The 22,842-nt window shown below is 68.3% G+C and carries 16 protein-coding genes and 1 pseudogene; 4 read left to right on the forward strand and 13 right to left on the reverse strand.

Annotation, left to right across the window (positions count from 1 at the left end):
* Window positions 1–15: 15 nt before the first annotated feature.
* The 5 genes from OHB04_RS09535 to OHB04_RS09555 all read right to left on the reverse strand — a co-directional run bounded on the left by OHB04_RS09535 (window position 16) and on the right by OHB04_RS09555 (window position 7,317).
* On the reverse strand, window positions 16–2,613 hold the full coding sequence (locus tag OHB04_RS09535) for an ATP-dependent Clp protease ATP-binding subunit (RefSeq protein WP_326692652.1): 2,598 nt from the start codon (window positions 2,611–2,613) through the stop codon (window positions 16–18).
* 5 nt (window positions 2,614–2,618) lie between these two features.
* Window positions 2,619–4,724 carry a hypothetical protein gene (locus OHB04_RS09540; protein WP_326687234.1) on the reverse strand — a complete coding sequence of 702 codons (2,106 nt, stop codon included), beginning with the start codon at window positions 4,722–4,724 and terminating at the stop codon, window positions 2,619–2,621.
* Window positions 4,725–4,885: 161 nt separating this feature from the next.
* Window positions 4,886–5,245 carry a trypco2 family protein gene (locus OHB04_RS09545; RefSeq protein WP_326687235.1) on the reverse strand — a complete coding sequence of 120 codons (360 nt, stop codon included), beginning with the start codon at window positions 5,243–5,245 and terminating at the stop codon, window positions 4,886–4,888.
* A 526-nt stretch (window positions 5,246–5,771) separates the two neighbouring features.
* A complete protein-coding gene (locus OHB04_RS09550; protein WP_326687236.1) occupies window positions 5,772–6,410 on the reverse strand; it encodes a class I SAM-dependent DNA methyltransferase in 639 nt (212 codons plus the stop codon).
* An 82-nt stretch (window positions 6,411–6,492) separates the two neighbouring features.
* Entirely contained in the window at window positions 6,493–7,317 is an 825-nt protein-coding gene (locus OHB04_RS09555) for a site-specific integrase (protein WP_326687237.1), read from the reverse strand.
* Between OHB04_RS09555 and OHB04_RS41765 the strand changes: the two genes are divergently transcribed.
* From OHB04_RS41765 to cas2e, 4 genes and pseudogenes are all read left to right on the forward strand, one after another.
* Window positions 7,198–7,449, forward strand: coding sequence for an alanine racemase C-terminal domain-containing protein (locus OHB04_RS41765; RefSeq protein WP_405806061.1), 252 nt, complete (start codon window positions 7,198–7,200; stop codon window positions 7,447–7,449). The two genes, OHB04_RS09555 and OHB04_RS41765, sit on opposite strands and share 120 nt — an antisense overlap.
* On the forward strand, window positions 7,442–8,497 hold the full coding sequence (locus OHB04_RS09560) for a D-alanine--D-alanine ligase family protein (RefSeq protein WP_326687238.1): 1,056 nt from the start codon (window positions 7,442–7,444) through the stop codon (window positions 8,495–8,497). Before OHB04_RS41765 ends, OHB04_RS09560 begins: the two co-directional genes overlap by 8 nt.
* Before the next feature lie 330 nt (window positions 8,498–8,827).
* A pseudogene (gene cas1e, locus OHB04_RS09565) lies at window positions 8,828–9,682 on the forward strand (type I-E CRISPR-associated endonuclease Cas1e); the annotation flags it as partial.
* 1 nt (window position 9,683) lies between these two features.
* Entirely contained in the window at window positions 9,684–10,013 is a 330-nt protein-coding gene (gene cas2e / locus OHB04_RS09570; protein ID WP_326687239.1) for a type I-E CRISPR-associated endoribonuclease Cas2e, read from the forward strand.
* 486 nt (window positions 10,014–10,499) lie between these two features.
* On the opposite strand, the gene OHB04_RS09575 is transcribed toward cas2e, so the two are convergent.
* The 8 genes from OHB04_RS09575 to OHB04_RS09610 all read right to left on the reverse strand — a co-directional run bounded on the left by OHB04_RS09575 (window position 10,500) and on the right by OHB04_RS09610 (window position 22,784).
* Complete coding sequence (locus OHB04_RS09575; protein WP_326687240.1) at window positions 10,500–11,078, reverse strand: hypothetical protein; 579 nt, start codon at window positions 11,076–11,078, stop codon at window positions 10,500–10,502.
* 682 nt (window positions 11,079–11,760) lie between these two features.
* Entirely contained in the window at window positions 11,761–12,762 is a 1,002-nt protein-coding gene (locus OHB04_RS09580; RefSeq protein WP_326687241.1) for a CPBP family intramembrane glutamic endopeptidase, read from the reverse strand.
* A gap of 514 nt (window positions 12,763–13,276) precedes the next feature.
* The gene (locus OHB04_RS09585) at window positions 13,277–14,695 is read right to left on the reverse strand and encodes a glutamine synthetase family protein (RefSeq protein ID WP_326807285.1); all 1,419 of its coding nucleotides are present in this window, start codon (window positions 14,693–14,695) and stop codon (window positions 13,277–13,279) included.
* On the reverse strand, window positions 14,688–16,217 hold the full coding sequence (locus OHB04_RS09590) for an amino acid permease (RefSeq protein ID WP_405806057.1): 1,530 nt from the start codon (window positions 16,215–16,217) through the stop codon (window positions 14,688–14,690). The genes OHB04_RS09585 and OHB04_RS09590 overlap by 8 nt, the downstream gene beginning before the upstream one ends.
* A 41-nt stretch (window positions 16,218–16,258) precedes the next feature.
* The gene (locus OHB04_RS09595; RefSeq protein WP_326687244.1) at window positions 16,259–17,044 is read right to left on the reverse strand and encodes a hypothetical protein; all 786 of its coding nucleotides are present in this window, start codon (window positions 17,042–17,044) and stop codon (window positions 16,259–16,261) included.
* Between the two features lie 441 nt (window positions 17,045–17,485).
* Complete coding sequence (locus OHB04_RS09600; RefSeq protein WP_326687245.1) at window positions 17,486–18,451, reverse strand: thiopeptide-type bacteriocin biosynthesis protein; 966 nt, start codon at window positions 18,449–18,451, stop codon at window positions 17,486–17,488.
* Between the two features lie 32 nt (window positions 18,452–18,483).
* A complete protein-coding gene (locus OHB04_RS09605; protein ID WP_326687246.1) occupies window positions 18,484–19,719 on the reverse strand; it encodes a lanthionine synthetase C family protein in 1,236 nt (411 codons plus the stop codon).
* On the reverse strand, window positions 19,716–22,784 hold the full coding sequence (locus OHB04_RS09610) for a lantibiotic dehydratase (protein WP_326807286.1): 3,069 nt from the start codon (window positions 22,782–22,784) through the stop codon (window positions 19,716–19,718). The genes OHB04_RS09605 and OHB04_RS09610 overlap by 4 nt, the downstream gene beginning before the upstream one ends.
* Between the last annotated feature and the right edge of the window lie 58 nt (window positions 22,785–22,842).

The raw sequence follows: 22,842 nt of genomic DNA on the forward strand, positions 1-22,842 counted from the left end.
GAGCTCGATTCGCCGTCACCGCGAGCGGGGACCCGGCTCGATCCGGAGGTTGGCCACCGAGGGGTCGAGATCGACGCGGACGTTGTCCTCGTCGAGGATGCTGCCATCGAGGATCGCCTGGGCGATCCGGTCGCTGACTGATCCTTGGATAAGCCGGAGTAGTGGACGAGCGCCGTATCCCGGGTCATGGCCCTCGGCCGCCAGCCAGCGCAGCGCGTCGGGGGTCACGTCCAGCGTGAGACCGCGGTCCGCGAGCCGCAGGGCGAGACGGTCGAGTTGCAGCCTGGCGACCCCTTCCAGCTCCTGGAGCTGAAGACGGTGGAAGACCACCAGTTCGTCGAGGCGGTTGAGGAACTCTGGCCGGAAGAAGCTCTGTACCTCCTCCAGGACTGTGTCCCGTTTCTCTTCCTCGGTCAGTAGCGGGTCGAAAGCGGAGGCGGAGCCGAGGTTGGAGGTGAGGATGAGAATGGTGTTGCGGAAGTCCACCGTCCGTCCCTGGCCGTCCGTCAGGCGTCCTTCGTCGAGCACTTGCAGCAGCACGTGGAAGACGTCGGGGTGGGCCTTCTCCACCTCGTCGAGGAGAACGACAGTGTACGGGCGGCGGCGTACTGCCTCCGTCAGTTGGCCGCCGCGCTGATAGCCGACGTAGCCGGGCGGCGCTCCCAGCAGCCGGGCGATGCTGTGCTGCTCGCCGTACTCGCTCATGTCGATGCGAACCATGGCCGCCCGCTCGTCGTCGAAGAGGAAGTCGGCGAGAGCCTTGGCCAGCTCCGTCTTTCCGACGCCGCTGGGGCCGAGGAAGAGGAACGATCCGGTCGGGCGGCCCGGGTCGGCGACCCCGGCCCGAGTGCGCTGCACCGCGCGGGACACGGCTCGTACCGCCTCGTCTTGTCCGATCAGCCGCTTGCCGAGTTCCTCCTCCATACGCAGCAGCCGCCCGCGCTCTCCGTCCAGCAGGCGGCCCACCGGAATACTGGTCCAGGAAGCGACCACGCCCGCGATCTCGTTCCGGCCGACACCGTCCGTGACCATGGAGCTCGCCGTGCGCTGCTCCTCGTCAACCGCGGCCTCCAGCTTCCGCTCCACGGCCGGGATCTCGCCGTAGAGCAGCTTGGACGCGGTGTCGAAGTCCCCTTCGCGCTGGGCGCGTTCGCCTTGGCCGCGCAGCTCGTCGAGCTTCATCTTCAGCTCACCGACACGGATGAGGGACTGCTTCTCCTTCTCCCAACGGCCGGTCAGGCCCCGCAGCTCCTCTTCCTTATCGGCCAGGAGGCGCTGCAGAGCTTCAAGCTTTTGCCGACTTACGCGATTCGACTCCTGCGACAGCGCCGCCTCCTCGATCCTCAACCTGTCGACCGCCCGGCTCAGTTGGTCGATTTCCACCGGTGAGGTATCGATCTCCATGCGGAGGCGGGCGGCGGCCTGGTCCAGGAGGTCGACGGCCTTGTCGGGAAGGAATCGGGACGAGATGTAACGGTCTGAGAGCTCCGCGGCCGCAACCAGAGCAGAGTCTGCGATCAGCACCATGTGGTGCGCCTCATATCGGCCCTTGAGCCCGCGCAGCATTATGACCGTGTCCGCGACGGATGGCTCGGCCACTGCAACCCGCTGGAAGCGCCGTTCCAGCGCCGGGTCCTGCTCGATCCTTTCGCGGTATTCGTCCGGCGTTGTCGCGCCGATCATGCGGAGAGCGCCGCGGGCCAGCATGGGCTTGAGCATGTTTGCCGCGTCCAGGGCCGAACCGCTGCCGGACTTGGCGCCGACGATCGTGTGAAGCTCGTCTATGAAGCTGATGATCTGGCCGTCGCTCGACTCGATCTCCGCGAGGACGGATTTCAAACGGTCCTCAAACTCCCCCCGGGCTCTCGCACCCGCCACCATCGCGGCGAGGTCGAGTGCGACAAGCCGCCGTCCCCTGAGCGGTTCGGGGACGTCACCCGTGACGATCCGCTGTGCCAGCCCCTCGACGACGGCGGTCTTGCCGACGCCCGGTTCGCCGATGAGCACCGGGTTGTTCTTGGTGCGGCGCGAGAGCACCTCGCTGATCTGCCGGATCTCCTGATCCCGGCCGATGACCGGGTCGAGCCTGCCCTGGCGGGCAGCGGCGGTGAGGTCCGTGCCGAACCTACTCAGAGCAGTGTCCGAAGTCTCCTGCTCAGACTCCTGCGAGGAGGCGCCCCTTCGCTCCGAGGCGAAAAAGCTCTCCAGCCTCTCGGAGTTCACACCATGAGACTCAAGCAACTCGCTGGCCCGGCCACCGTTCGCAGCAATGCCGATGAGCAGGTGCTCAGTGGAGATGTGGTCGTCCCCGAGTTCCTCGGCAACCTGCGAGGCATGTGCGATGGTCGCCAACAGGGAACGGGCGGGCTGCGGTGGGACGGTTGTTTCGCCGTTCACGCTGGGGAGTTCGCTGAGTAGCCGCTCGGTCCCTTCCCGCAGGAGCGAGACGTCGGCGTCTTCCGCCGTCAATAGGTGTACATACACGTCCGGTTGCTGCTCCAGCAAGGCCAACAGTAGATGCAGCGGATCGAGGTCGGGATGCCCGGCGTACACCGCCCGCTGGGACGCGTCGTTCACCGCATCGCGAGCCCCGTTTGTTAGTTGTAGATCCACCTGTCCTAGGCACCTCCCGACCACGACGACTCGTCATCGTCGTGGTCCTCTACTTCGTGCAATTCCTCGCCGACGTCCGCAGCATCCTGATTCCGGATGGTGCCCCCGTCGGGAGGAGAGAAGTTTCCGTTGATCAGTCGCTGGACGGATGCCACGAATTCCCCGTTGTCTGCCGTCAGCCGGGCGCTGCTCCGTAGGGCACGTGCCCTACGCTCTGCCGCTGATGCGATAGCGCCGTCGCCCGTAGCTTGCGCTTGCTGCCCCAGCGCGTTCAGCCATCGTTCGGGGTCTGCTGTTTCCCCGACCGCACTCAAGACCGGGTCGAGCAGCAGATCCCGGTGGCCGATCACTCCTTGCCGCAGGGCGTCCGCGAGCAGCGGTTCGCTATCCCCGGCCCGCAGCAGCTTCCGGACACCGCTTACCCGTTGCTGGCCGGATGCCACGGTGAGAACGCGGTGAAGGAATCCCGGCTCCGCTTCGCTGTCCACGATGGCCAGGAGGCGCGCAGTGACCGCGTGGGGATGCATGCTGCCCCAGCGCGCCAGGTCGCTGGGGGGATAAAAATCTGCCAGCACCCGTTCCAGGCGCGTGCACTCGTCGCCGTCGCGCAAGGGGAGCGGGTAACGCAGCAGGCGGGCGAGCGTGGATACGGCCTCTGCTCCGGTCTCCGGCGCGAGCAGTGCCTGTACAGCCACCGCCTGCCGCATCTGTGCGGGCGAGATGTGAAGCCCGGCCTCTTCCAGGGCTGCCTTCCAGTACTTCCATTCGTGCCAGAGGACCACGTCCTCAGGCGTCTCGCCGTCCGGCACCGTGGTCCCGCCCGCGTCGAGCGACCGAAGCAGCGCCCCAAGCACGTTCACATGCAGCTCCAGATAGGTGCGGCATGGACGCGGCCGGGCGGCAAGCGCCGCCAGGGCTTCGTCCTTCAGGGTCGGCGGTGTGTCTGGGCGGGACGGTCCTGCTGGGAGGGATAGCAGGTGTTCGGCGAGGGGTCCGGCGATGCGCTCGTACCGCTCCTCGAGCCCGTACGGCACCGATCCCAGTGACTCGGTGAGCGCCAGCGGACGTCGTGCGCAGATCCCGGCGCGGGCCAAGTCGACGTCCGAACGCAGGTCCTCCCACCACACACCAGCCGAGCGCGCCAGGAGCAGGATGCGTACCTGCGTGTCGCCGTGGTGTGCGAGGAGGGTACGCAGCAGGCGGCGTACCTGCTCCTGGCGAGCCTCCGCGTAGTCGACCACGATCAGGGTGGGGAACGCCCCAGAGAAGAATTGCCGTTGCTCTTCGGGGTCTTGCGGGCCGTGCTCGGCGAGGAACCCGGTGATCCACCCCGGCTGAGACCACGGGCCCTCCTCGGTGCGCAAGCTGCCCAACGCACGGATCAGTTCGACCGCCAGCCGGGTCTTCCCCCATCCCCCGGGGGCAGTGACCAGCCGTACCGGCTGCGCGCGAGAGTCGGAGTCCAGACACCAGGCACGCAGCTCTGACAGTTCCGCGTCCCGGCCATGGAACGGTGTGACCGCCTGCCTCGCGTCCAGGAGATACGAAGGTGACCTGGGAGGGTGTTGCGGGCGCTCGTAGAGTAACTGCAGCTCCACGGACTCCGGCGTCGCCGCCGGACCGCCCGCAGCGTCGGCCAAGAGATCCCTGAACTCGGAGACTTCGAGGAGTCGCCAGACCGGCAGGGCCTGCAGCCTGGTGCTCCTCCATCGACCCGGCGCCCGGGTCACCAACCCGGCGACCACATCTCCGCAGAAGACGGCGGCGCCGGACAGTCCGCGCCAGCGCCCGGGGCCCCGACCGCCCACCTGCGGCGGAACACGGTCGAGTTCGATCTCGTAATGTCCGTCGAACACCCCGGTATTGGGATTGATCCGCCCCGACAGCCCTTGCGCGTCCCGCACCGAGTCGCCATTTCCGGCGTCCGCCCGGACAAAGCCCACCACCGAACAGTGCGCCGGCACAGCGGAGTCCTGGCCAGTGAGCCTGCCCCAGCGTGCACGCCGCGATTCCGCCGACGAGGCACCGTCGAAACGCAGCAATGCTGCATCCAGCTCCGCGGAGACCCAGACCGGTTGGGCCAGTGCCCCTGGAGAATTCGCCGGGGCCATCGGACGGATCGTGCACCCGGCAGCACCCCCGATCACGTGTGCTGCGGTCAGCACCAGACCGGGCGCCACGATGTAACCTGATCCGCTTCGTCCACCGGCAGACGGCCATCCCGCGGCGCCCACCTCCACCACGCGGGCCCGGGCGAACACGCCCCTGCCTTCTAACCGTCCTGACCTGTGCTGCCCGGGGACGGCCGGGGTGGCAAGACGGCACCGCCGTCATCCGAGATGAGCCCGCCGTCGGCGACATTCAGTACCACCTTGACGCGGTTGGACTCTGTGTGCGCCCGGTCGTGCGCAGCGTTCGCGGAGACGACCATCGCCTTTACTCCGCCCTCTCCCCGCGTTGTGCTGCGCAGTTCGACGCTGAACTCCAACTCCACCTGCTCAACGGTGAACCGCAGACCGCCCGACGCGTTGCCTGCGTGTTGCGCGTCGGCCAGCCCCGCGCGCACGGCCTCGATAGCCTGGGACAACTCTGTTCCGGACCCGTCCACCGTCTCCCCCACAAGAGTCACCACACTTAACTAAGGAATCTACCGCACGCCGATGAGCCCCACTGCCGGGGCGCCGTCAGGCAGCGGAGAACATCCAAGGTTGGTGCTGGCTCCCCAGGCCCACTGCTTGGTGACGAAGCCGGAGGAGACGTTTCCGCGCTCTCGGTACATCTCGGCGTCCCCAGCGGCCCCCGCTTTCGTGCGCGACTGCGCTGCGACAGCACGTGCCTTCCGTTGAAGAAGCCAACCACCCTCCGATATGGGGAGCGCGGGGGTGTCCCAGATTATCCGTTCCCGCCATACGCAGACAGGTCGCAACTGAGCTTCATGGCACGCGCGTCCTCGGCCCCCACCCTTCCTGCCTCCGTCTGTGGAACTTGGCGCCGTCGAAGCACTCCAGCAAGCGACGTCGTACCCCCCGGTGCAGCGTCCCGGACATGTAGTCTACGAACCGTCGCAGTTCAGAGGCAGTACACGAGCTCCTGCGGTCGGTAATGTCGGGTACAAGCGGTCGCGGGATCAGAACGTGTTCTCTGAACTACCGGTAGGGCTATCGGCGTGCGAAGAGAAACGCGTGTGAAACTTTCTCGTCCCGGTTGAGCAGCATCTGCGCCTCGACCGCGAATCCGGCGTCACGCAGCCAGGTTGCCACTTGGTCCGGTTGACGGCGGTGGACATGGACCTTCATCGGGTGACCGCCGTAGCCCTGAGTCTTCAACTGGGACTCGTCGCCGACGTGAAACAGGAGCTGCAGTGGTCCGCCTGGGCGCAATGCTCGGTGGAAGTGCCTGAACACGGTCGGCACCTCGTGGTCAGGTATGTGGATCAATGACTGCCAGGCGATCAGGCCAGCCACTGCGGCGGTCGGGAGGTGCAGGTCCGTCATTGAGTCCACCTCGAACCGCAGGCCGGGGTGGTCACGCCGGGCCGCGTCGATCATCCCTGGGGAGAGATCGATCCCGAAGGCGTCAACACCGAGCTCGTGCAGGTGGGCGGTGACGTGTCCGGGCCCGCAGCCGACATCGGCTACCGGCCCACCGCTCGCGGCCCGCACGTTGTCGGCGAACAACGCCAGAGCCGCGCGAAGGTACTGGTGTCCGGCGATGGCATCGCGCACTTGGACGGCATAGCTGACCGCGACCGTGTCGTAAGAGGTTCGGGTGTCGGCCAGCCAGTCGTCCGTGGTCATGACCGGCACGGTAGTCCGTGATCACGATGGGCGGTATGTAATGAGACAGCAGGCGGGCTTGAGGGACGCTTCATGGACCGGCTCAAGGCTCGCTCACATCGCTGGTGCGGGCGACGATCTGATCCAGTGTGGGGATGCCCAGGAAGACCGTGGACCTTTGGCGCCTTTGTCGTGCGTCAAGTTGGGCGAGCTTCTCCTCCGCTCCGGCAAGGCTCACCTGAAGCCCTTCCACCTCGCCGAGCCATCCTTCGCGTTCGGCCTCGGCAATGCGGGCAAGGAGGTTGTCCCGGATCTCGACAAGCCGGTCGCGCTGGGCGGGGTCGGGCCAGAGCATCGGGCAGCGGACGCAGGCGTGTTCGTGGATGCACGGAGCACCGAACGCGCGGCCGCATGCGCCGATGGAGACTTTGCGTCGTTCGAAGTGGCCGAGGAACTCCTGCCATTCCTCGTCGGTGGGGACGCGGTATTCCTCGCTCGGGCGGAGGGACCTGCGGCGGGCGAGGAAAGCCACGTGTGCCTGGATTGCCTCTTCGGGATAGACAGCCTTGTAACCGAGAGTCGCGTTGATGTCCTGATGGCCAGCGACCACCTGGGCGATGTGCGGCGGCAGTCCGTTCAGGATGGCATCGGTAATGAACAGGCGGCGGAAGTCGTGCGGTGTGTAGCGCAGCGGGCCGCCAGTAGCGTCGGTTAGGCCCGTGGCGATGAGGGCCTGGTCCAGCATCGTGCGGACGGTTTCGTCGGTGAACGCGCGGGCCTCGCCGGGCGCATCGCCATGGACCAGTGCGTGATCGACACCGGTGACGCGAATGTGGACGCCGGGGAGGAAGTGGTCGTCTTCGGCCCCGGCGACCGGGGAGAGCCGACAGTCGCCGAGTGGGTGGAGTGGTCCAGTACCATTCCGCACGAAGTGCTCACCGGAGTGGGCGGGCGGGTGACCCGCCGGTATGTGCCGACTCCGGCAGATGACGCCGAGGCGGCATCGACGTCGCCGCACCACACAAGTTCTGACATTGAGGAGGGGATTGCCCGTGTCTGAGCGCGGCGCAAAGAAGACGGTCGTCGTGATGTTCGGTGGCCGCAGCAGCGAGTACGACGTGTCGGTCGACTCGGGCGCGGCGGTGACAACCCATCTCGACAGGTCGCGGTACGAGGTCGTGCCGGTGCGGATCACACCTGACGGCGAGTGGGTGGCGGGCAAGGACGACGCGTCGCTCAGCCATTACGACGCACAGGATCTGATACGGCTGACTCCGTCGTCGGGGGCGCCCGTGCGGCGCAGCATCGCCGAAGCGCTGAACGTCATGGCCTCGGCGGACGTGGTGATCCCCGTGTTCCACGGGCCGTACGGAGAAGACGGGCTCTTGCAAGGGCTCCTGGAGATGGCCGACATCCCGTACGTCGGCAGCGGTGTGCTGTCGTGCGCGGTCGGGATGGACAAGGACGTCACCAAGCGCCTGCTGTCCTCCGCCGGCCTTCCGGTGGCCGCTTCCGTGGTGCTTGATGAGGAGTCGCAGACTTCGCTGTCGCAGCAGGAGCGCGAACGGCTCGGCCTCCCGGTGTTCGTCAAACCGGCGACTGCGGGCTCCAGCATGGGCGTGAGCCGTGTCGAGAGCTGGGACGCGTTGCCCGAAGCGATCGCCAAGGCCCAGGAACTGGACACCAAGGTGCTGGTGGAGGAGGCCGTGCCCTGTCGGGAGATCGATGTGGCGCTGCTGGCATACCCGGACGGGCGGGTGGAGGCGGGACCCGCGCTGGAGATCTCCGTGGGCGCCGGCCGGGGCTTCTTCGACCACTCCGCCAAGTACGCAGACCACAGCGCCCGGTTCGACATCCCCGCCCAGCTGGACGAACAGACCGCGATACGAGTGCGCGATCTGGCGCTGAACGTCTTCAAGACGCTCGGCTGCCGCGGGCTGCTTCGCGCTGACTTCTTCCTGAAGGAAGACGGCAGCCTGGTGGTGAACGAGGTCAACACCTTCCCCGGCCTTACGGCGGCCTCCCAGTACCCGCAGGTCTGGAAGGCCGCGGGGCTGGACTACCCCGAGCTGCTGGACGTGCTGATCGAGACAGCAATTTCCACGTGACCGGATCCGGGTGACCGGTGGAGCGCGCGTTCTCCTGGTCCCTGGTCCGCCGGTGAAGAACCGGGCCGGACACAGCGGTTCGCCGGGCGTGGCCTCGTCTCCGCTCGGCGAACCCTGGCGAACGACGCCTCAAGGCCGCTCGCGCCTTCCGGGACCCGCCCAGGTGCCGGTCGGGAATCCGCGCGCCGTCGGCCTCGCCCTGGCCTGACAGGTAGGGCTACGCAGTGACGTAGGGGCTCGGATGAGTATCCGCACGGATTCGCTCCGGGCGGGCGGTTTGCCTGCGGTGACGTCCATGAGCACGCCCGAGTCCGCGTCCACCCCCGCTGCTGCGCCCACCTCCGCGCCCGGCCACAGAGAGCGCTGGATCGCCGCGCTCATGCTCACACCGGTGGCCTCCTCCTCGGCCCTGGCACCTCCATCACCGCACGCGCCCTGTCCACCCTGGCCCGCCACGGCACCACCGTCGTATGCACCGGATCCGGCGTCGTACGCGCCTACGCAGGCATCCTTCCCGACTCCCTCACCACCACCTGGCTCGAACACCAAGCACGAGCCTGGACCGACGAACAACACCGCCTCGACGTAGCCACCCGCATGTACCACATGCGCTTCGGCCAGGACGTCCCGCCCGGCACCACCCTCCAGCAACTACGCGGCCTCGAAGGCCAGCGCATGAAAGCCCTCTACAAGATCTTCGCCGACCAGCACCGCATCGGCCGCTTCCGCCGCAACTACGACCCCCGCAACTGGCACGACCAGGACCCCGTCAACCAAGCCCTCTCCGCCGCCAACACCAGCCTCTACGGCGTCGTCCACGCCGCCATCCTCGCCATCGGCTGCTCACCCGCCCTCGGCTTCGTCCACACCGGAAAACAGCACTCCTTCGTCTACGACATCGCCGACCTCTACAAAGCCCGCACCACCATCCCCCTGGCCTTCTCCCTCCACGCCAGCACCGACCCCGAAGCCGAAGCCCGCCGCAAACTCCGCGAACAGATGCGGCTGATCAAACTCCTGCCGAACATCGTCAAAGACATCCAAACCCTCCTCGACCCCGACCACGACCACGACGCCGACAGCGACGACGAAGACCCCGAACGCACCGACGTACCCCTCGTCGAACTGTGGGACCCCCGCACCGGCACCGTGCCCGCCGGCACCAACTACGCAGACCCGGACTGACATGCCCGCCATGACCGTCCTCGCCACCACCGCAGTCCCCGACTCCCTCCGCGGGGCACTCAGCCGCTGGACCATCGAAGTCATCCCCGGCATCTTCGTCGGCACACTCTCCGCCCGCGTCCGCGACGAACTCTGGGCCGCGGCCTCCGCCGTCGTAGGCGACGGCGCGGCCGTCCTCATCCACCCAGCAGCCAACGAACAGGGCTTCGCCCTGCGTACCGCAGGACAACGCCGCCGAATCCCACAGGACTTCGACGGCCTGACCCTCATACGGATGCATAGCCCCCACACACAGAACCTGTCGGCAAAGAACCAGCAAAGCAGCTCCTGAAGAGCAGGTCAGAAAGGGTGCTCTCCGCCCGCGCGGAGGTGGTCCGTTTCACCAATAGGGATTTGAGGTCCGAGGCGAGTGCTCTCCGCCCGCGCGGAGGTGGTCCGCAAACCGGCCCGGTCCGGGCGTGCGCTCCGTAGTGCTCTCCGCCCGCGCAGAGGTGGTCCGCTGACGTACCCGTTGGCCCTGGAGCGCTGACGCGCTCGAAGGTTAAGGCGCGCGGGCCGGCACGCGTGCCGGGTGGTGCTGCGGAGCCTCCCAATAGAACATGAGTACGATTCTAGACTCTCGCGGCTTGGCAGACAGCGTCAGGCATCGACGCGAGAGGTCAGCCGGACCGAGACTCAAAGGGCGCTCTGACCGGCGCACGGAGTGCCCGGCGCCGATTGACTGCGCCGATGCCTTCGACGGGCGCCCAGCGCTACACCGCCCCGGCCTGCCTGTTGAGCAGTGCCCCTTCAACCTCCCTGGTCCGTCGCCGTGGGGTCAGTGCCTCAGTCGGTAGCGGGTGACGCGGGATCGCGCCGAGGTGACGCTCAGCCCGAGGGCTTCCCCGACCGCTTCCGCGGGCACCTCCTCGGCACGGATCTCGAAGGCGGCTGTACGGCCGATGTCGGCAGCGAGGCGCTCCAGCGCACTCGCCGCCCTCAGAGCGGCGGTCGGCGACTGCTCGGCCAGCGCGTGCAGCCGCTCCGCCAGCACTTCCAGTCCGTCTGTCACCTCGGCCGGGAGCGGGATTGCGCGGGCCTCGACCTCGGCGATATGCGCCGACCAGTCCTCGTAGGACTCGGAGTCGTCGAAGTCGCCGGGCCGGGTTTCCCCGATGCGGTCCCAATCCAGCTCGATGCGACGCGTACCGCGCCAGCCGCAGGTGCACGCGGCCCGCGCCTGGGCAGCCACCGGCCGGTTCAGGATGCCGCTGTAGGCCCACCACGCGCTGGTCTTCTCCATGTGGCTGCCGCTGCCGGCATCCAGGTACACCGGCTTGGGCTCACTCCCATCGGCCAGGAGTGCCCCGGTCCACCCCTCGTGCGAGTCCCCGAACTCCTCGCTCGTCCACCCCATCGCCTCTCCTCACCTGTGCCGGGCCGCTGCGGGGACACACGGCATGACGACGATGAGCGCCGCGTACCCCACAAGCCGAGCATGACCGAGCGGCTCGGGCAGGCAGGCGGGAATACCCGAATCAGTGGCGCCGAACGCTTTCCCCGCCGGACCCTGCACCCGCCCTGCACCCGGGGCGCTGGTGTCGCCAGGTCCGTTCACAGCGCACCAGGCACAGGGGCTCGGTTGCGGGAGTGCGTCGCACCGGACCCGGCGGGGATGTCACGATCACGTCGCACAGTTCCTGGTGGACGTCGTCCCACGTGTGCGACTCGCCCTTGCGCGAATTGGCGCCCATCGCCCGCCCATCGCCCCGTGCATCGCCTCGGAAACCTCACCGAACTCCTCATCGATCTTGAGCACCCGCCACAGCTCACAGCGTGATGTCGTCCGCGACCGCCGGATCCGCGATCACGTCCAGCCATCAGCACAGCCGCTCCACGCGACTCCAGGTCGTGTCGTCCGTCAGAGGACTCCTTGGACCGTTCGAGAAGGTCAGCGCACAGCCGTCAAAGACCGCGCCAACAAGCGTGCGACGGCTGCCGCGTTGTACTCGTAGGACCGGGCGCCGGCTCGTCGCCCCACGCGAGGTGGCGGCACACCCCCGAGTCCGCCGGGATGCCGGAGGATGCGGGATAGCCGCTCATCTACCGGCCTTCTCACTCGGAGCGGTGGCACTCGGCGGGCTGCCACGCCTCGTGGCCGGGATCGTGACCTGCTCCTCGGCGCGTACCTGGAGGACGGAGACCGCGAGCACGGACGGGAGGAAGGCCAGGACCAGGATGGCGTTCGCGTACGGCGGCGGCGCAAAGAGAATCAGGTCGTAGCCGAGGTGCGCTACGACGAGGGGGAGCACGCGGCGGTAGCGGTAGTACAGCCAGGCGCAGGCGACGCCGAGTGCGAGGGCGGCGAGTGTCACCCAGCCCAGGTACATGTGGGGCAGGGCCCGCATGAGCGCGCTGACCACCAGGCACTCCCACAGCGGTCGGCGGGCCGCCGCCAGGAGCGCGACCACCAACGCTGTGACTGCCACTTCCTCGATGACCGAGGACCAGACGATGCCCACGATCAACTCCACGTGCTCGCGCAGCCCCTCGGGCGGCGGCTCCGCACCCTGGGGACCGGGCAGCCGCCGCAGAGGGTTCTGGAGTGCGCCGGCGGTAAGGAACGCGGCCATGCAGGCCCCGGTGACCAGCCAGAACGGCGCAGAGCCTGTCCGGGCCTTGCGCCTCGCACGCGGGCGGACCTGCCCGAGGGGGATCCCGGCGTGGCCCGCGATCGCGACGGCCAACCAGACCAAAAGGGTGAGTTGAGCCAGGCTGCCGACCACGAGCGTGGGCTGCCCGGAGGGGGCTGCGAGCCCCGCGAAGTCGATCACGGTGAGGACCAGGAGCGCACTGCTCGCGGCGTAGCGAGCGCGTCGGTGGGATGGTGAAAGGCCGGTCTCGGCGCGTAGCAGGAGGACGAGCCAGACCCACGCCGCCGTGCTTGTGGCGCTCGTCAGGGCGTGCCCGACCTCGTTGGCCTGTGCGAGGTTCACGTCCACGCCGCACAGGCCGGCCAGGGCGTGCGAGGCGGTCCACAAGTAGGGCAGCGCGACGGCGGCGTACAGGCCGAGCACCCCTCTATAGGCGTGAGCTGGCACGGGCGGCACTGCACCGTCGGAGGATATGGAGGAGGGCACGAACGTCCATTCATCGGTAGGTAGGTGGGGGGCGTGGGCCAGGAGCGGGTTACGCCGTAGGCGAGGGCACCCAGCACAGCGGCCAGTGCGAGGAAATACAGGACCTCTTGGCGTCGGCGGTTCACCGGGCGAATCGCGGGTGCGGTCTGCGCTGGCGGTGTCCAGAGCGGTGAGGCACTACGCCCTGGCAGCCGGTCAGGACACGCCGTACGGCAAGCAGATCGGGCAGGTCGTCAGGCGCTGCCGGGGTGTGGGGGGATGTGGTCGGGTCGATGGTCGACATCACTTTCCTGAGAGGTGAAGGAGTGCTGCGGGCCCGGCGAACAGGTCGTGGTGGCCGGGACGGCGCGGACGGTCTTGGCGTGTGGGGAGTGGGTGGCCCCAGGCGGTTGGGCCGAGTCGGCATCGCGGCCCGAACCGCCCCGTCGGAGCCCGGGGTGCCGGCGGTTGCCGGCTCTCACCCGGGTGACTTGTGTCAGGAAGGGAACAGGCCGCGCTGCCGCTCGATGTCGGTGACTTCGTAATGCATGGCGGCCAGCTCGTGCAGGGCGTGCTGCGCGTAGTGCTCGACCACGTCGTCGCCCAGCGCCCCACGCACGTTCTCGCCGTAAAAGCGTTCGACCGCCGTTTCGAGGGTGTGCGGCAAGGGCGGCGCGGTGGTGTCCTCGTAGGCGTTGCCGCGACGGGGTGAGGGGGTCCCGGGTTTCCTGGTGAGGCCGTGGTGCACGGCGGCCAGGGCCGCGGCCACCGCCAGATACGGGTCGGCATCCGCGCCCGGCGCCCGCAGTTCCAGGTGCACGCCCTCGTCGTGTCCGACCACGCGTATCGAGCAGGTGCGATTGTCGTAGCCCCAAGCCATGTTGACCGGTGCGAAGGATCGCGGGCGCCACCGCTTGTAGGAGTTCACGGTCGGGGCGTAGAGGGGGGCGAGGTCGCCGAACAGCTCGGCCAGTCCGCCGACGACGCGGAGACCCTCGTCCGACAGGGCGTCGCCGTCAGGACCGGGCAGCATCGGCTCGCCCTCACGCCACAAGGACAGGTGGATATGCAGCCCGCTCCCGACGCCGGTGACCGGAGAGGCCATGAACGTGGCACCAGCACCGTTCCGGTCCGCGACCGAGGTGGCCGCGTGCTTGAGCAGTACATGCGTGTCGGCAGACTCCATCGGAGGCTGCGGCGCGAAGGTCACCTCGACCTGGCCGTGTCCGCTCTCGCACTTGAGCGCCTCCAGGGGCAGGCCGGCGCCGCGCAGATCCGCACCGATCGCCCGCAGCAGCTCGGTGCGCGGGTTCGCATCGAGGCTGTAGTCCAGGTTCGCCTCGACCATCAGGCGTGGGACATGTCCGGCGTCCTCGCCGTGCGGGTCGCCTTCGTGGAAGAGGACGAACTCCGACTCCAGCCCGATCCACGCTGTGATCCCGAGACTGGCCAGGCGGTAGATCTGGTGGCGCAGGACATGCCGGGGCGAGACACGCACAGGCGTGCCGTCCGCGCCGACCGGATCGGCGAGCACCAGTGCCGACCCGGGGACCCACGGCGCCAGGCGCAGGGTGTCCAGATCCGGACGCAGTCTGCAGTCCTGGAACCCGGTCGACCAGGAGGCGAGGTCGATGCCGTCGACCGTGCGCATCTCGGGGTCCGTGGCCAGCAAATAGGCGCACGCGTCTGCCTCACCGTTCCGGTCCAGGAAACGGTCCAGGAAGGGCGCGGCGTTGCAGTATTTCCCACGCAGACGGCCTCGGGCCGCGGGCCAGCCGAGCATCACCGAATTCACGTGGCCGGCGCCGACGGACGCCTTCAACTCGGCGGGGGTAACGGTCCCGCTTTGCCGCCGGCTGGCTGTGGGGAGCGGCTGGCCGGATGTGGGGAGCGGCGTGGGAGCGACGTCAGTCAAGGTCGGCCTCCGCCGTGGGGGCACGGTGGCTGGTCACAGCGGGAACGCGGTAGTTCTTGCGGCCCGACCCCATCCACACGACGGTCGCCAGGAGCAGCCCGAGTCCGAGAGCCACAGGGGCGTAGTTGAACGTCTCCACCGAGAACAGGCCGCCGCCTGCGGGACGGGCTTGCGGGAGGCTGAACAGCGCGGTGCCGAAGACGATGAAGACAAGGGAAATCACTCCGAGTCCGACGCCCCAGCCTTTGGCGTGCCAGTCGCCGGTCTGGAAGGTCTTGCGGTTGCGCACTCGCAGGAAGATGGGGATCGCGACCGCGGGATAGAAGCCGACCACGTTGATCGCGACCACGGCCGTGTACGCGGTCGGGCTCCACAGTGCGGGGGAGGCGAGGACTGCGGCCCAGAAGACGGTGAAGACGATGGCGAGGGCCGGGATGTTGCGGCGGTTGATCCTCGCCCAGAGGGACGAGCCGGGAATCGCCCGGTCCCGCGAGAAACTCCACACCAGCCGCGAACAGGCCGCGACCTCGGCAAAGCCGCAGAAGAGCTGGGCGCCGATCACGATCAGCAACAGCAGCTTCGCCCCGGTCATGCCCAGGGAGTCCAGGAAGATCTGGGCCGGAGGCGATTCGGCCCCCTGGGCCTTGCCCCAGTTCTGCATGGCGAAGGTGACCGCTCCCAGTAGCAGGAACCCGGCGATACCCGAGACCCATACGGAGCGGACCATGCCCCGGGGTGAGTTCATGGCGCTCTGGACTGTCTCCTCGGACACGTGCGCGGACGCATCCCAGCCGCAGAACGTGTACCAGGCCGTCAGCAGCCCGATCAGGGATACGTAGAAGGCCGGGAACCCCGTGTCGTTGTTCCAGTGCCCGACCACGAACCCGGGCGACTGGTGCTCACCGGGGACCACCACCAGGACCACGACGATGGCCGCCACCCCGATCAGGTGCCACCACGCGCTCACCGACGCGAGGACGGCCACGACCTTGGCGCGGAACAGGTTCATGGCCACGTGCAGCAGCAGAATGCCCAGGAAGATGAGGAAGATGTCATTGCTGCTCGGCGAGATGCCCCACTGCATTTCCAGGAACATCCCGGTGATGGTCGCGGCGCCGAAGTCAATCGATGCGACCGCGCCGATCAGCCCCAGCATGTTCAACCAGCCCGTGTACCAGCCCCATTTGCGGCCCCCCAGTCGCTCCGACATGTAGTAGAGGCCACCGGCAGTCGGATACTTGCTGACGATTTCCGCCAATGAGATCGCGATACACATCACGATCACAGTCACCGCGATCCAGCCGAGCATCATGACCCGGGGCCCGCCCGTGTTCATCCCGTACAGGTACATCCCCAGACAGCCTGTCGGAACGGAGATGACGGAGAAGGAGAACGCGAAATTCTGGAACCCGGACAGTCGGCGGGTAAGTCTCGGCTCATACCCCAGCGCCTTGAGTTTCCGTTCGTCGTCCAATGCCCCACCGGAATGGGTTCCGAGGGGATTCTTACTTATCACGGGCATGCGGGTTCCCTTGGTGTTGATCGATTGAGCCGGTGAGGGCTTCAGTGGTCGGGGTGGGGCGGCCAGCGTGGGCGGCCTGGAGGGGGATTCCGGTGGTTGGCCGCGTAGGACAGGCACTGACGGCGGGCCAGCGTGAATGCCTCCTCCGGGGTTTGTGTGGGCCCGTTCTCGTCGCTCTCGTAGACCCAGGGCTGCCGGGTCATATACGGGCCGAGTTCGGTGAACACTCGTGCCCCCTCGGTGAATTCGGCACAGCACCACAGGGCATAGGCGAGGTACGACAGATCCAGGTGCGAGGTCGGCTCCCGGGAGTGGTCGCGGTGGTCGAACCACCCGGACAGGGCACGCTCCGCCTCCTCCTGGGCCATCCCTCGCGTTACTGAATCCCGCCACGGGTTCAGCCAGCGCGCCTCGCCCGTTGACGCCCGGGTGCGCTGCCAGTGGTACTGCTCGGTGCGCGCGTACAACGGCAGAACGAGCAGGGGGGACCCGCGGGGCGCGCGAGAAGCGGCCCAGCGCGAGAAATCGAAGGCGACGTGGGGCTGGTCGGCCAGGAACTGACGCATTCGGTGATATGCCTCGCGTAGATGCGCGTGCTGCGTCGCCTGGCGCAAAAGCTCCCACGGGCCGCGCGGCAGCCATTCCTGTTCGGGCGGGGCGTCGTTGCACAGCCCCAATACGCTGGGGGTTCGCGTGCAGCACAGCCTCATCAGGCATATCCATGGCACCGGGTCCCTGGGCCACTGCTGCGCGATCCACCAACTCGTCCTGACGGCGGATTGCACCATGCCGGCGGCTTCGGGGAGTTCGCGTTGGAAGGCTCGCATCGCTCGTTCCGTCTCCACCCGGGCGGTCATCACCCAGGCGTTGCTCGACTGAGGCTTTTCCTCTCGCCAAGTGCCCACTGCGTTGGTCCGGGCGGCGATGCTGCCGAGAATTCGTGTCCGCGAGACCCTCAGCTCCCAGCTTGGAGTGCCGGCCAGCAAGTCACTCATGGAATTCCACAGCCCTCGGTCCACATCGCCCAGGGCTTGCCCAAGTTCCGTGTCGGACCCTGCCTCCGAATATGAGGGACGGAAATCCACCTGATTTGCTTCGGATACCTCCTGCCATACGGACTCCGGGACAGGAGGGCATCTTGAGTCTCTCTTCAGAAAATTGAATGAGGGAATGAGCGGCACGGGGAGTTCGCTCCCAAGTTGGGCATGGGGGTCTTAAGGAGTGGAATGTGTATGGGGGTTGCTGACAATGCGAGCTGTATGCCGATTTCACTGATGCTGAAGAGTCCATATCGGCGGATCGAGAATGGCGGTGCGGGCGGCCCATGCAAGGGCGCTTTGTGCGCCGATGGAGAGGCCGAGCCGGTTCCAGTGGAAGATCACGTGAAGGGAGAGAACGCGGCGGAGCCCTCTGTCGAGGGTGCCGGAACCGGCTGCTTCCTTGAGGGCGAGCCCTGTCCGGTGGAACGCGGCAGCCCAGTCGGTGCAGTTCTCCAGGGGCCCGTGGGGGCCAAGGATCGGGCCATCCGCGCGGGTGTCGGCGGTGAGCAGAGTGCGGATCTGCCCGGCCATCTCGTAAAGCCGTGAATTGGGGACGTTTTCCAAGGCGGATCGGTGTTCCTCGCCGATGACGCGCTGCCACACGTCGCCTTGCTCGTACCACTCCAGTCCAGCGGCGCGCATCATGATCGTGCACAGCAGGATGGACAGCTCCCGGTGCCCCAGTCCGAGGCCGGGGCCGGTGCCCAGAGCAAGGATCTGCCGGCTGTCGACGGTGAACAAGTCGTGGGCGGCAAGCATGCTCGGCGGGCCGCCGAAGGCAGCGGTCTCGGGCTCGTAGATGCCTCGCCACCAGCGGAGCAGATGGCCTGTTGTCACCAGCTGGTCGAGTCTGGCCCTCAGGCCGGTCGTGGCCCGGCTCTCCGGACGAACGCGTAGCCGCCAGCTCGGATACTTGCGCGTGAACCACCATTCCGTGGCGGCGCCGTTTTCCTCCCCAGCGGCCAAGAGGGGAACAAGGTGGGTTGCGACGGTCCGCTCGGCGCTCCCCCAGTCGGCGAATTCGATGTGAACCTGCCACCAGTCGGTTTGGGTGGCAGGACATACGAGGGCCTCGTGGCCCGCGCGTTGGAAGATGTCCCGCGCGTCCGCCAGGCGCACGGGAGGAATTCCGATCCGGTGTGCCACAGCTTCGAGCGGCTCGCCAGCAAGGACGTCGAGGACAGCGCGGCTCAACCGGTCCTGTGTGACGGACGGCGGTGACGAGTTCAGACGATGAGCAGGCATGCGTCCCATCCGGTCGTTGGCGCCGGGTCCGCGGCGAGCGTGGTCAGGGCGAGTGCGCATCCGGCATCGCCTGTCAGGAAGCCGGGACCCTGCGGAACGCCGGGGCGGGCCTGGGCGAGCAGGGTGTGTTCCAGAGCGGGCAGGACGGCGGCCAGTTCCGGTGTCAGAGCGTCGTAGACGGCTCGGTAAGTGGTCTGGTAGATGCCTGCCCACCCGTGGCACAAGCTGGTGTCGGACACCAGCGCGAGCTGTGCGCGGTCGCTCAGACATCCCAGCAGGGCCTCCTCGTAGGCGCGTTGGAGGGCTTGGTCCTGCAGCGCGATCCCGGCGAGCTGGCCGGCGCGGGCGATGCCGGGAGTGCCGTAGCACCAGCTCGGTCGACCGGGCGCCCTGTGGTGGGTGCGTCCTGCTGCTACGTCGGCGACGGTGAGGTGTTCGGGCCACCAGGGGCCTGCTTCACTGTCCTGTCGCCAGGCATGGAGGTGGTCGCAGATGGTGCGGATGGCCTCGGCCTGTCCCTTGACGCTCACGCCGCGGCGCAGAGCTTGGGCGAGGAGCAGAAGGGGCCCGGTGATGCCGTGCGCGGCGCCCAGGTTGCCATGGCCCGCGCGGAACGCGGCTGAATGGCGGCGGTGCGGATCGTGGCCGACCCACCATCCGGGCCGCTGGATTCCGTCGACTTCGAGCGGATGGGTGAGTTCCACGAGATAACTCAGGACCCGTTCAAAAGCGTTGCTGTCCGGGGCCGTGCGTAGCAGGTAGGCGCCGAGGCCGGTCAAGCCGAACAGGGTGTCGTACTCGGCGAAGTCGGGAAGCCCTCCGCGCCGGATGCGGGCCAGGGCAGCGCTGGTGCGGCGGTGCGCGAGCGCGGTGACGTGCCTGTGCAGGACCTTCCGCGCCACCGCGTACCGGGCTTGGCGGTCGTGCGGCACTGTGTGGAGGACGAAGGCCAGGGCCGGGGCGCCGAGGAAGAGACCCGTCGTGTCGGCGGCGCTGATCTCCCCGGCTGCCCCTTGCGTGATCCAGCGATGGGCAGCGTGCCAGGATGCCGCCTGCCGTGCGGCCTGTTCTACATGCACCAGTGCGACGCCCACGGCTCCCTCCGCCAGGGACTGCCCCGCCCACGGTTCGTTCAAGGTCACAGGCGCGGGCTGGGCCAAGTGATCGGTGAATTCCTGGATCAGGCTGTGCGCGCTGGGTGCGAGTGCGGTGTTCACCGGGCGGCCCCTTGGGTATGGCGCAGGGCGGCGGTGCGGGCGAGGCGCAGTGTGGTGGTCTCCGCGTCCGGGCCGACTCCCATGGCCCGCACGTGGTGCTGATGGAAGAGCGAGCGGGCGACGCTGAGCGGATCGCGCTGCTTTGCGAGGACCTTGCGGTATTCGCGGACGGCGCGAGCACGCGCGGCCCACTTCTGCGCCAGCTCACCGCCCCCGAGTCGCCGCACGGAGTCCGGACCGGCGACGGCGAGGTGGAGTACCTCGTCGCGCAGGCCCCGGTCCAGACGTCCGTGCTCGTGCGGGACGTGCTTGATCAGCCATCGCATCCCGCGGTCGGCCGTAGGAGCGAGGAGCCGGGCCAGGTCGAGGACGCTCGCGGCGGCCAGAGAATGAAGAGCGGGAGCGTCCGCGTGGGCGGCCAGTCGGATCTGGGCGATGGCGGCGGCAGAGTCCGCGGCGAAGAGCCGGTGCGCGGCATCCATGGCTGTGCCGTGGCCGTAGCGCCCGGTCTGTGGTTGGTAGGTGGCCAGGGTCAGGTCCGACGCCAGGCGGGCCCGATGCAGTGCCTCGGCCCACGTGCTCAGATGCTCGGCCGCCGTCGCATAGGTGCCCTCGGGCAGGTGGAGGAAGAGCGCGAGATGCTGTCCGGCCTCGGGGCGGGCGACCTCCCGCTGTCGGCTGAACCACCACGGCGGTGCCTGGTCGAACTTCGCGATGAGGTGGGGCAGATGCCGGTCCAGGATCTCGTCGTACCGTGCGGGATGCGCGTGCAGGTGGGCGCGTAACACGCGGCCGGAGCCGGTCAGGTGCAAGAGCTGCCGGGGCGTGGGCTGCACCGGACGGGTAGCGGGCGTGAAGCGGGCGGTTGCGGGCCGGGCCCGCTGGAGAGGCAGCAGAATCTCGTGAGCGCGGCCGATCCAGCCGTACGCGTCGGGGTCCGGTGCTTCGTGCAGTTCTACGTGACGGACGTCTTCGACACGCGAGCGCAGCAGGTGCCGGTGGACAGGGTGGGTGAGGTCGAGCGGAAGACCCTGATCGTGTTCCACCAGGGCGACCCTGTCGGGAACATGAAGACGGGTGCGCCAGTCCGCGAAAGCAGTCTCCCACTCGGCAGCCGACGCGGACCGTCCGGGAAGGCCGTCGGCCGCCAGCAGCCAGCGGGCGGGCGCGAGGAGTGTGCGGCGGTAACGCACGCGCGGCAGGTACGGCAGACGGGATGCCGCGCCGAAGTCGAAGGGCTTGTAGACGGCGCACCGCGCCTCCGCGATTTCCGCGAGAAACCGGGCCAGGGGCGGAGTCTGCACCCCGGCCTCCAGCGCGTGCGGGATCCGGATGTCGACCGGGATGCCGGTGGAGACCTGGATGAGGTGGAAGCGGCGTGCCTCTGCGGTGATCGCGAGGTCATCGACATCGATCGTCCGCCGGCCTTCGGTGGGGTGCTCAGCCAGGGGAACGACGAGGTCGAGCAGCGCGGGAGTGCGGGCCACGTTCTCGTTGCGCCGACGGCGCGGGCCGAAGGAGAGCTGCGCGGTGCTCGCACCCGGAACGGTGCTGCGGTACGTGGACGCCCAGGCAGCCTGGTGTGCGGCAGGCAGGAGGTGCATGAAGCGGCCTGCCATGCTGCTCGCGGGGCGCGGGACGCCGGTGATCGCGAGCTGGAACGCGCCGCGCGCCAGGGACGAAGTGGAGGCGGCACGGACCTCGAAGGCAACTTCGGTGCGCTGGGCGAACAGCGGTTCGTCGAGCCCGGCGGCCTTGGCGAGTGCCGTTATCTCCTTGGCGGTGAGGACGAGTTCTTCGCGGCCTTCCATGAGGGTCTCCTGCACAAGCCTCATGACCAGGTCGTCGCGGTCGCCGAGTTGTCCCGGTGCCTTGCCGCGATCCGAGCCGATGTACCCGGCGGGCCAGCCGAGCCCGCTGTCGGCTACGAGGTCGAGGACGGGAATCACAGCGCCGACGCCGTACCGGTCGCGGAAGCGCCGGTGGTAATCGCGCCACTGCCGATGTCCGTAGGGCAGCGGGCTGACCTGGCACAGCGCCGCGACGGCCACCTGAGCCTCCGCGATGACCTGCTCAGGGACTTGGATGTCGCAGTCCAAGGCGGTGTCGATGAGGACCGGGGTCGGGGTGACGTCGGAGAGCGCTGTCATGCGGTCGGTGACACCGCACAGGTCTGCGGCGGGCGCGACGAGCTCACGGCCGGAGAGGTCATCGTGGAGGTCGTACAGCTCACGCGCCAAGTCCCCGATGTGGGGCAGGGAGTGCGCGTCCACTTTCTTCAGCTCGCCGCAGACGTGCTCCAGAGCATCCGGCACGGTCATGGGGGCGCCCAGACTGGTGATGAGGAGGTTCTGTACGACGAGTTCCCAGAGGAGGCCGTCGATCTTCTCTCCGGCTCCGGCGGGGAACCGGTCGGTCAGCTCCTCCCGGAGGTCCTGACAGCGAATCGGCGTGCGGGCGATCTGTAGCGCGGCCTCCACCGGGCGGGAGCACCGGAGCGAGACCTCGACCGGCGCCATGAGGTGCGTGCGACCGTCTACGGGTGGGCCGGAGGCAACGAGACGGTCCCCTCTGGTCTGCGCGGTGTTGTTGGCGACCACGGTCAGGCGGTCCAGCAGAGCGCGATGTTCCTGGAGGCGCCGAACGATGTCGGCGAGCCACTCACCGTCGGCGCGCCGCACCACCTGGCGCTCCGCGCCCCACCTGACACGGGGCGCTGCTCCGGCTGTCACCGATGCCGTGCCGGCGAAGTATCCGAAGGGAGTGGGGCGGTGCTGCCAGCGCAGCAGATAGGAGACCATCGACAGCGCCGTTCGGCGAATCTGGCGCGGCCGGCTCTGCGCACCGCGCGTGATCGCATCGACCGCTTGGGACAGCGCCGGGCTTGCGGCGCGGACGGTGTTGCGTACGTCCTGGTGCTGCCAGACCCTCCCCAGCCACGCCCGCAGGACGAGTGGGGCGTGGGGATCGAGCGCGTGCGGAACGTCTGCCGGACCCGGACGGGTCGTGGCACGCAGCAGAGCCACGCCCTGCCACCGATAGTGAACGACGTCGTGGGAGGCCATGGCGGAGCCCTTTCCTTTCCAGTGGTCAGGAACAGCACAGGAGGTGGGGCTGGGGGCG

Source organism: Streptomyces sp. NBC_01775, assembly GCF_035917675.1.
Taxonomy (GTDB): domain Bacteria; phylum Actinomycetota; class Actinomycetes; order Streptomycetales; family Streptomycetaceae; genus Streptomyces.

Bases quoted from the DNA above. Each gene is read 5' to 3' on its own strand.
- OHB04_RS09540 (WP_326687234.1), bottom strand. From the start codon at position 4,724: ATGGCCCCGGCGAATTCTCCAGGGGCACTGGCCCAACCGGTCTGGGTC.
- OHB04_RS09550 (WP_326687236.1), bottom strand. From the start codon at position 6,410: ATGACCACGGACGACTGGCTGGCCGACACCCGAACCTCTTACGACACG.
- cas2e (WP_326687239.1), top strand. From the start codon at position 9,684: ATGCCCGCCATGACCGTCCTCGCCACCACCGCAGTCCCCGACTCCCTC.
- OHB04_RS09575 (WP_326687240.1), bottom strand. From the start codon at position 11,078: ATGGGGTGGACGAGCGAGGAGTTCGGGGACTCGCACGAGGGGTGGACC.
- OHB04_RS09590 (WP_405806057.1), bottom strand. From the start codon at position 16,217: ATGCCCGTGATAAGTAAGAATCCCCTCGGAACCCATTCCGGTGGGGCA.
- OHB04_RS09595 (WP_326687244.1), bottom strand. From the start codon at position 17,044: ATGCGAGCCTTCCAACGCGAACTCCCCGAAGCCGCCGGCATGGTGCAA.
- OHB04_RS09610 (WP_326807286.1), bottom strand. From the start codon at position 22,784: ATGGCCTCCCACGACGTCGTTCACTATCGGTGGCAGGGCGTGGCTCTG.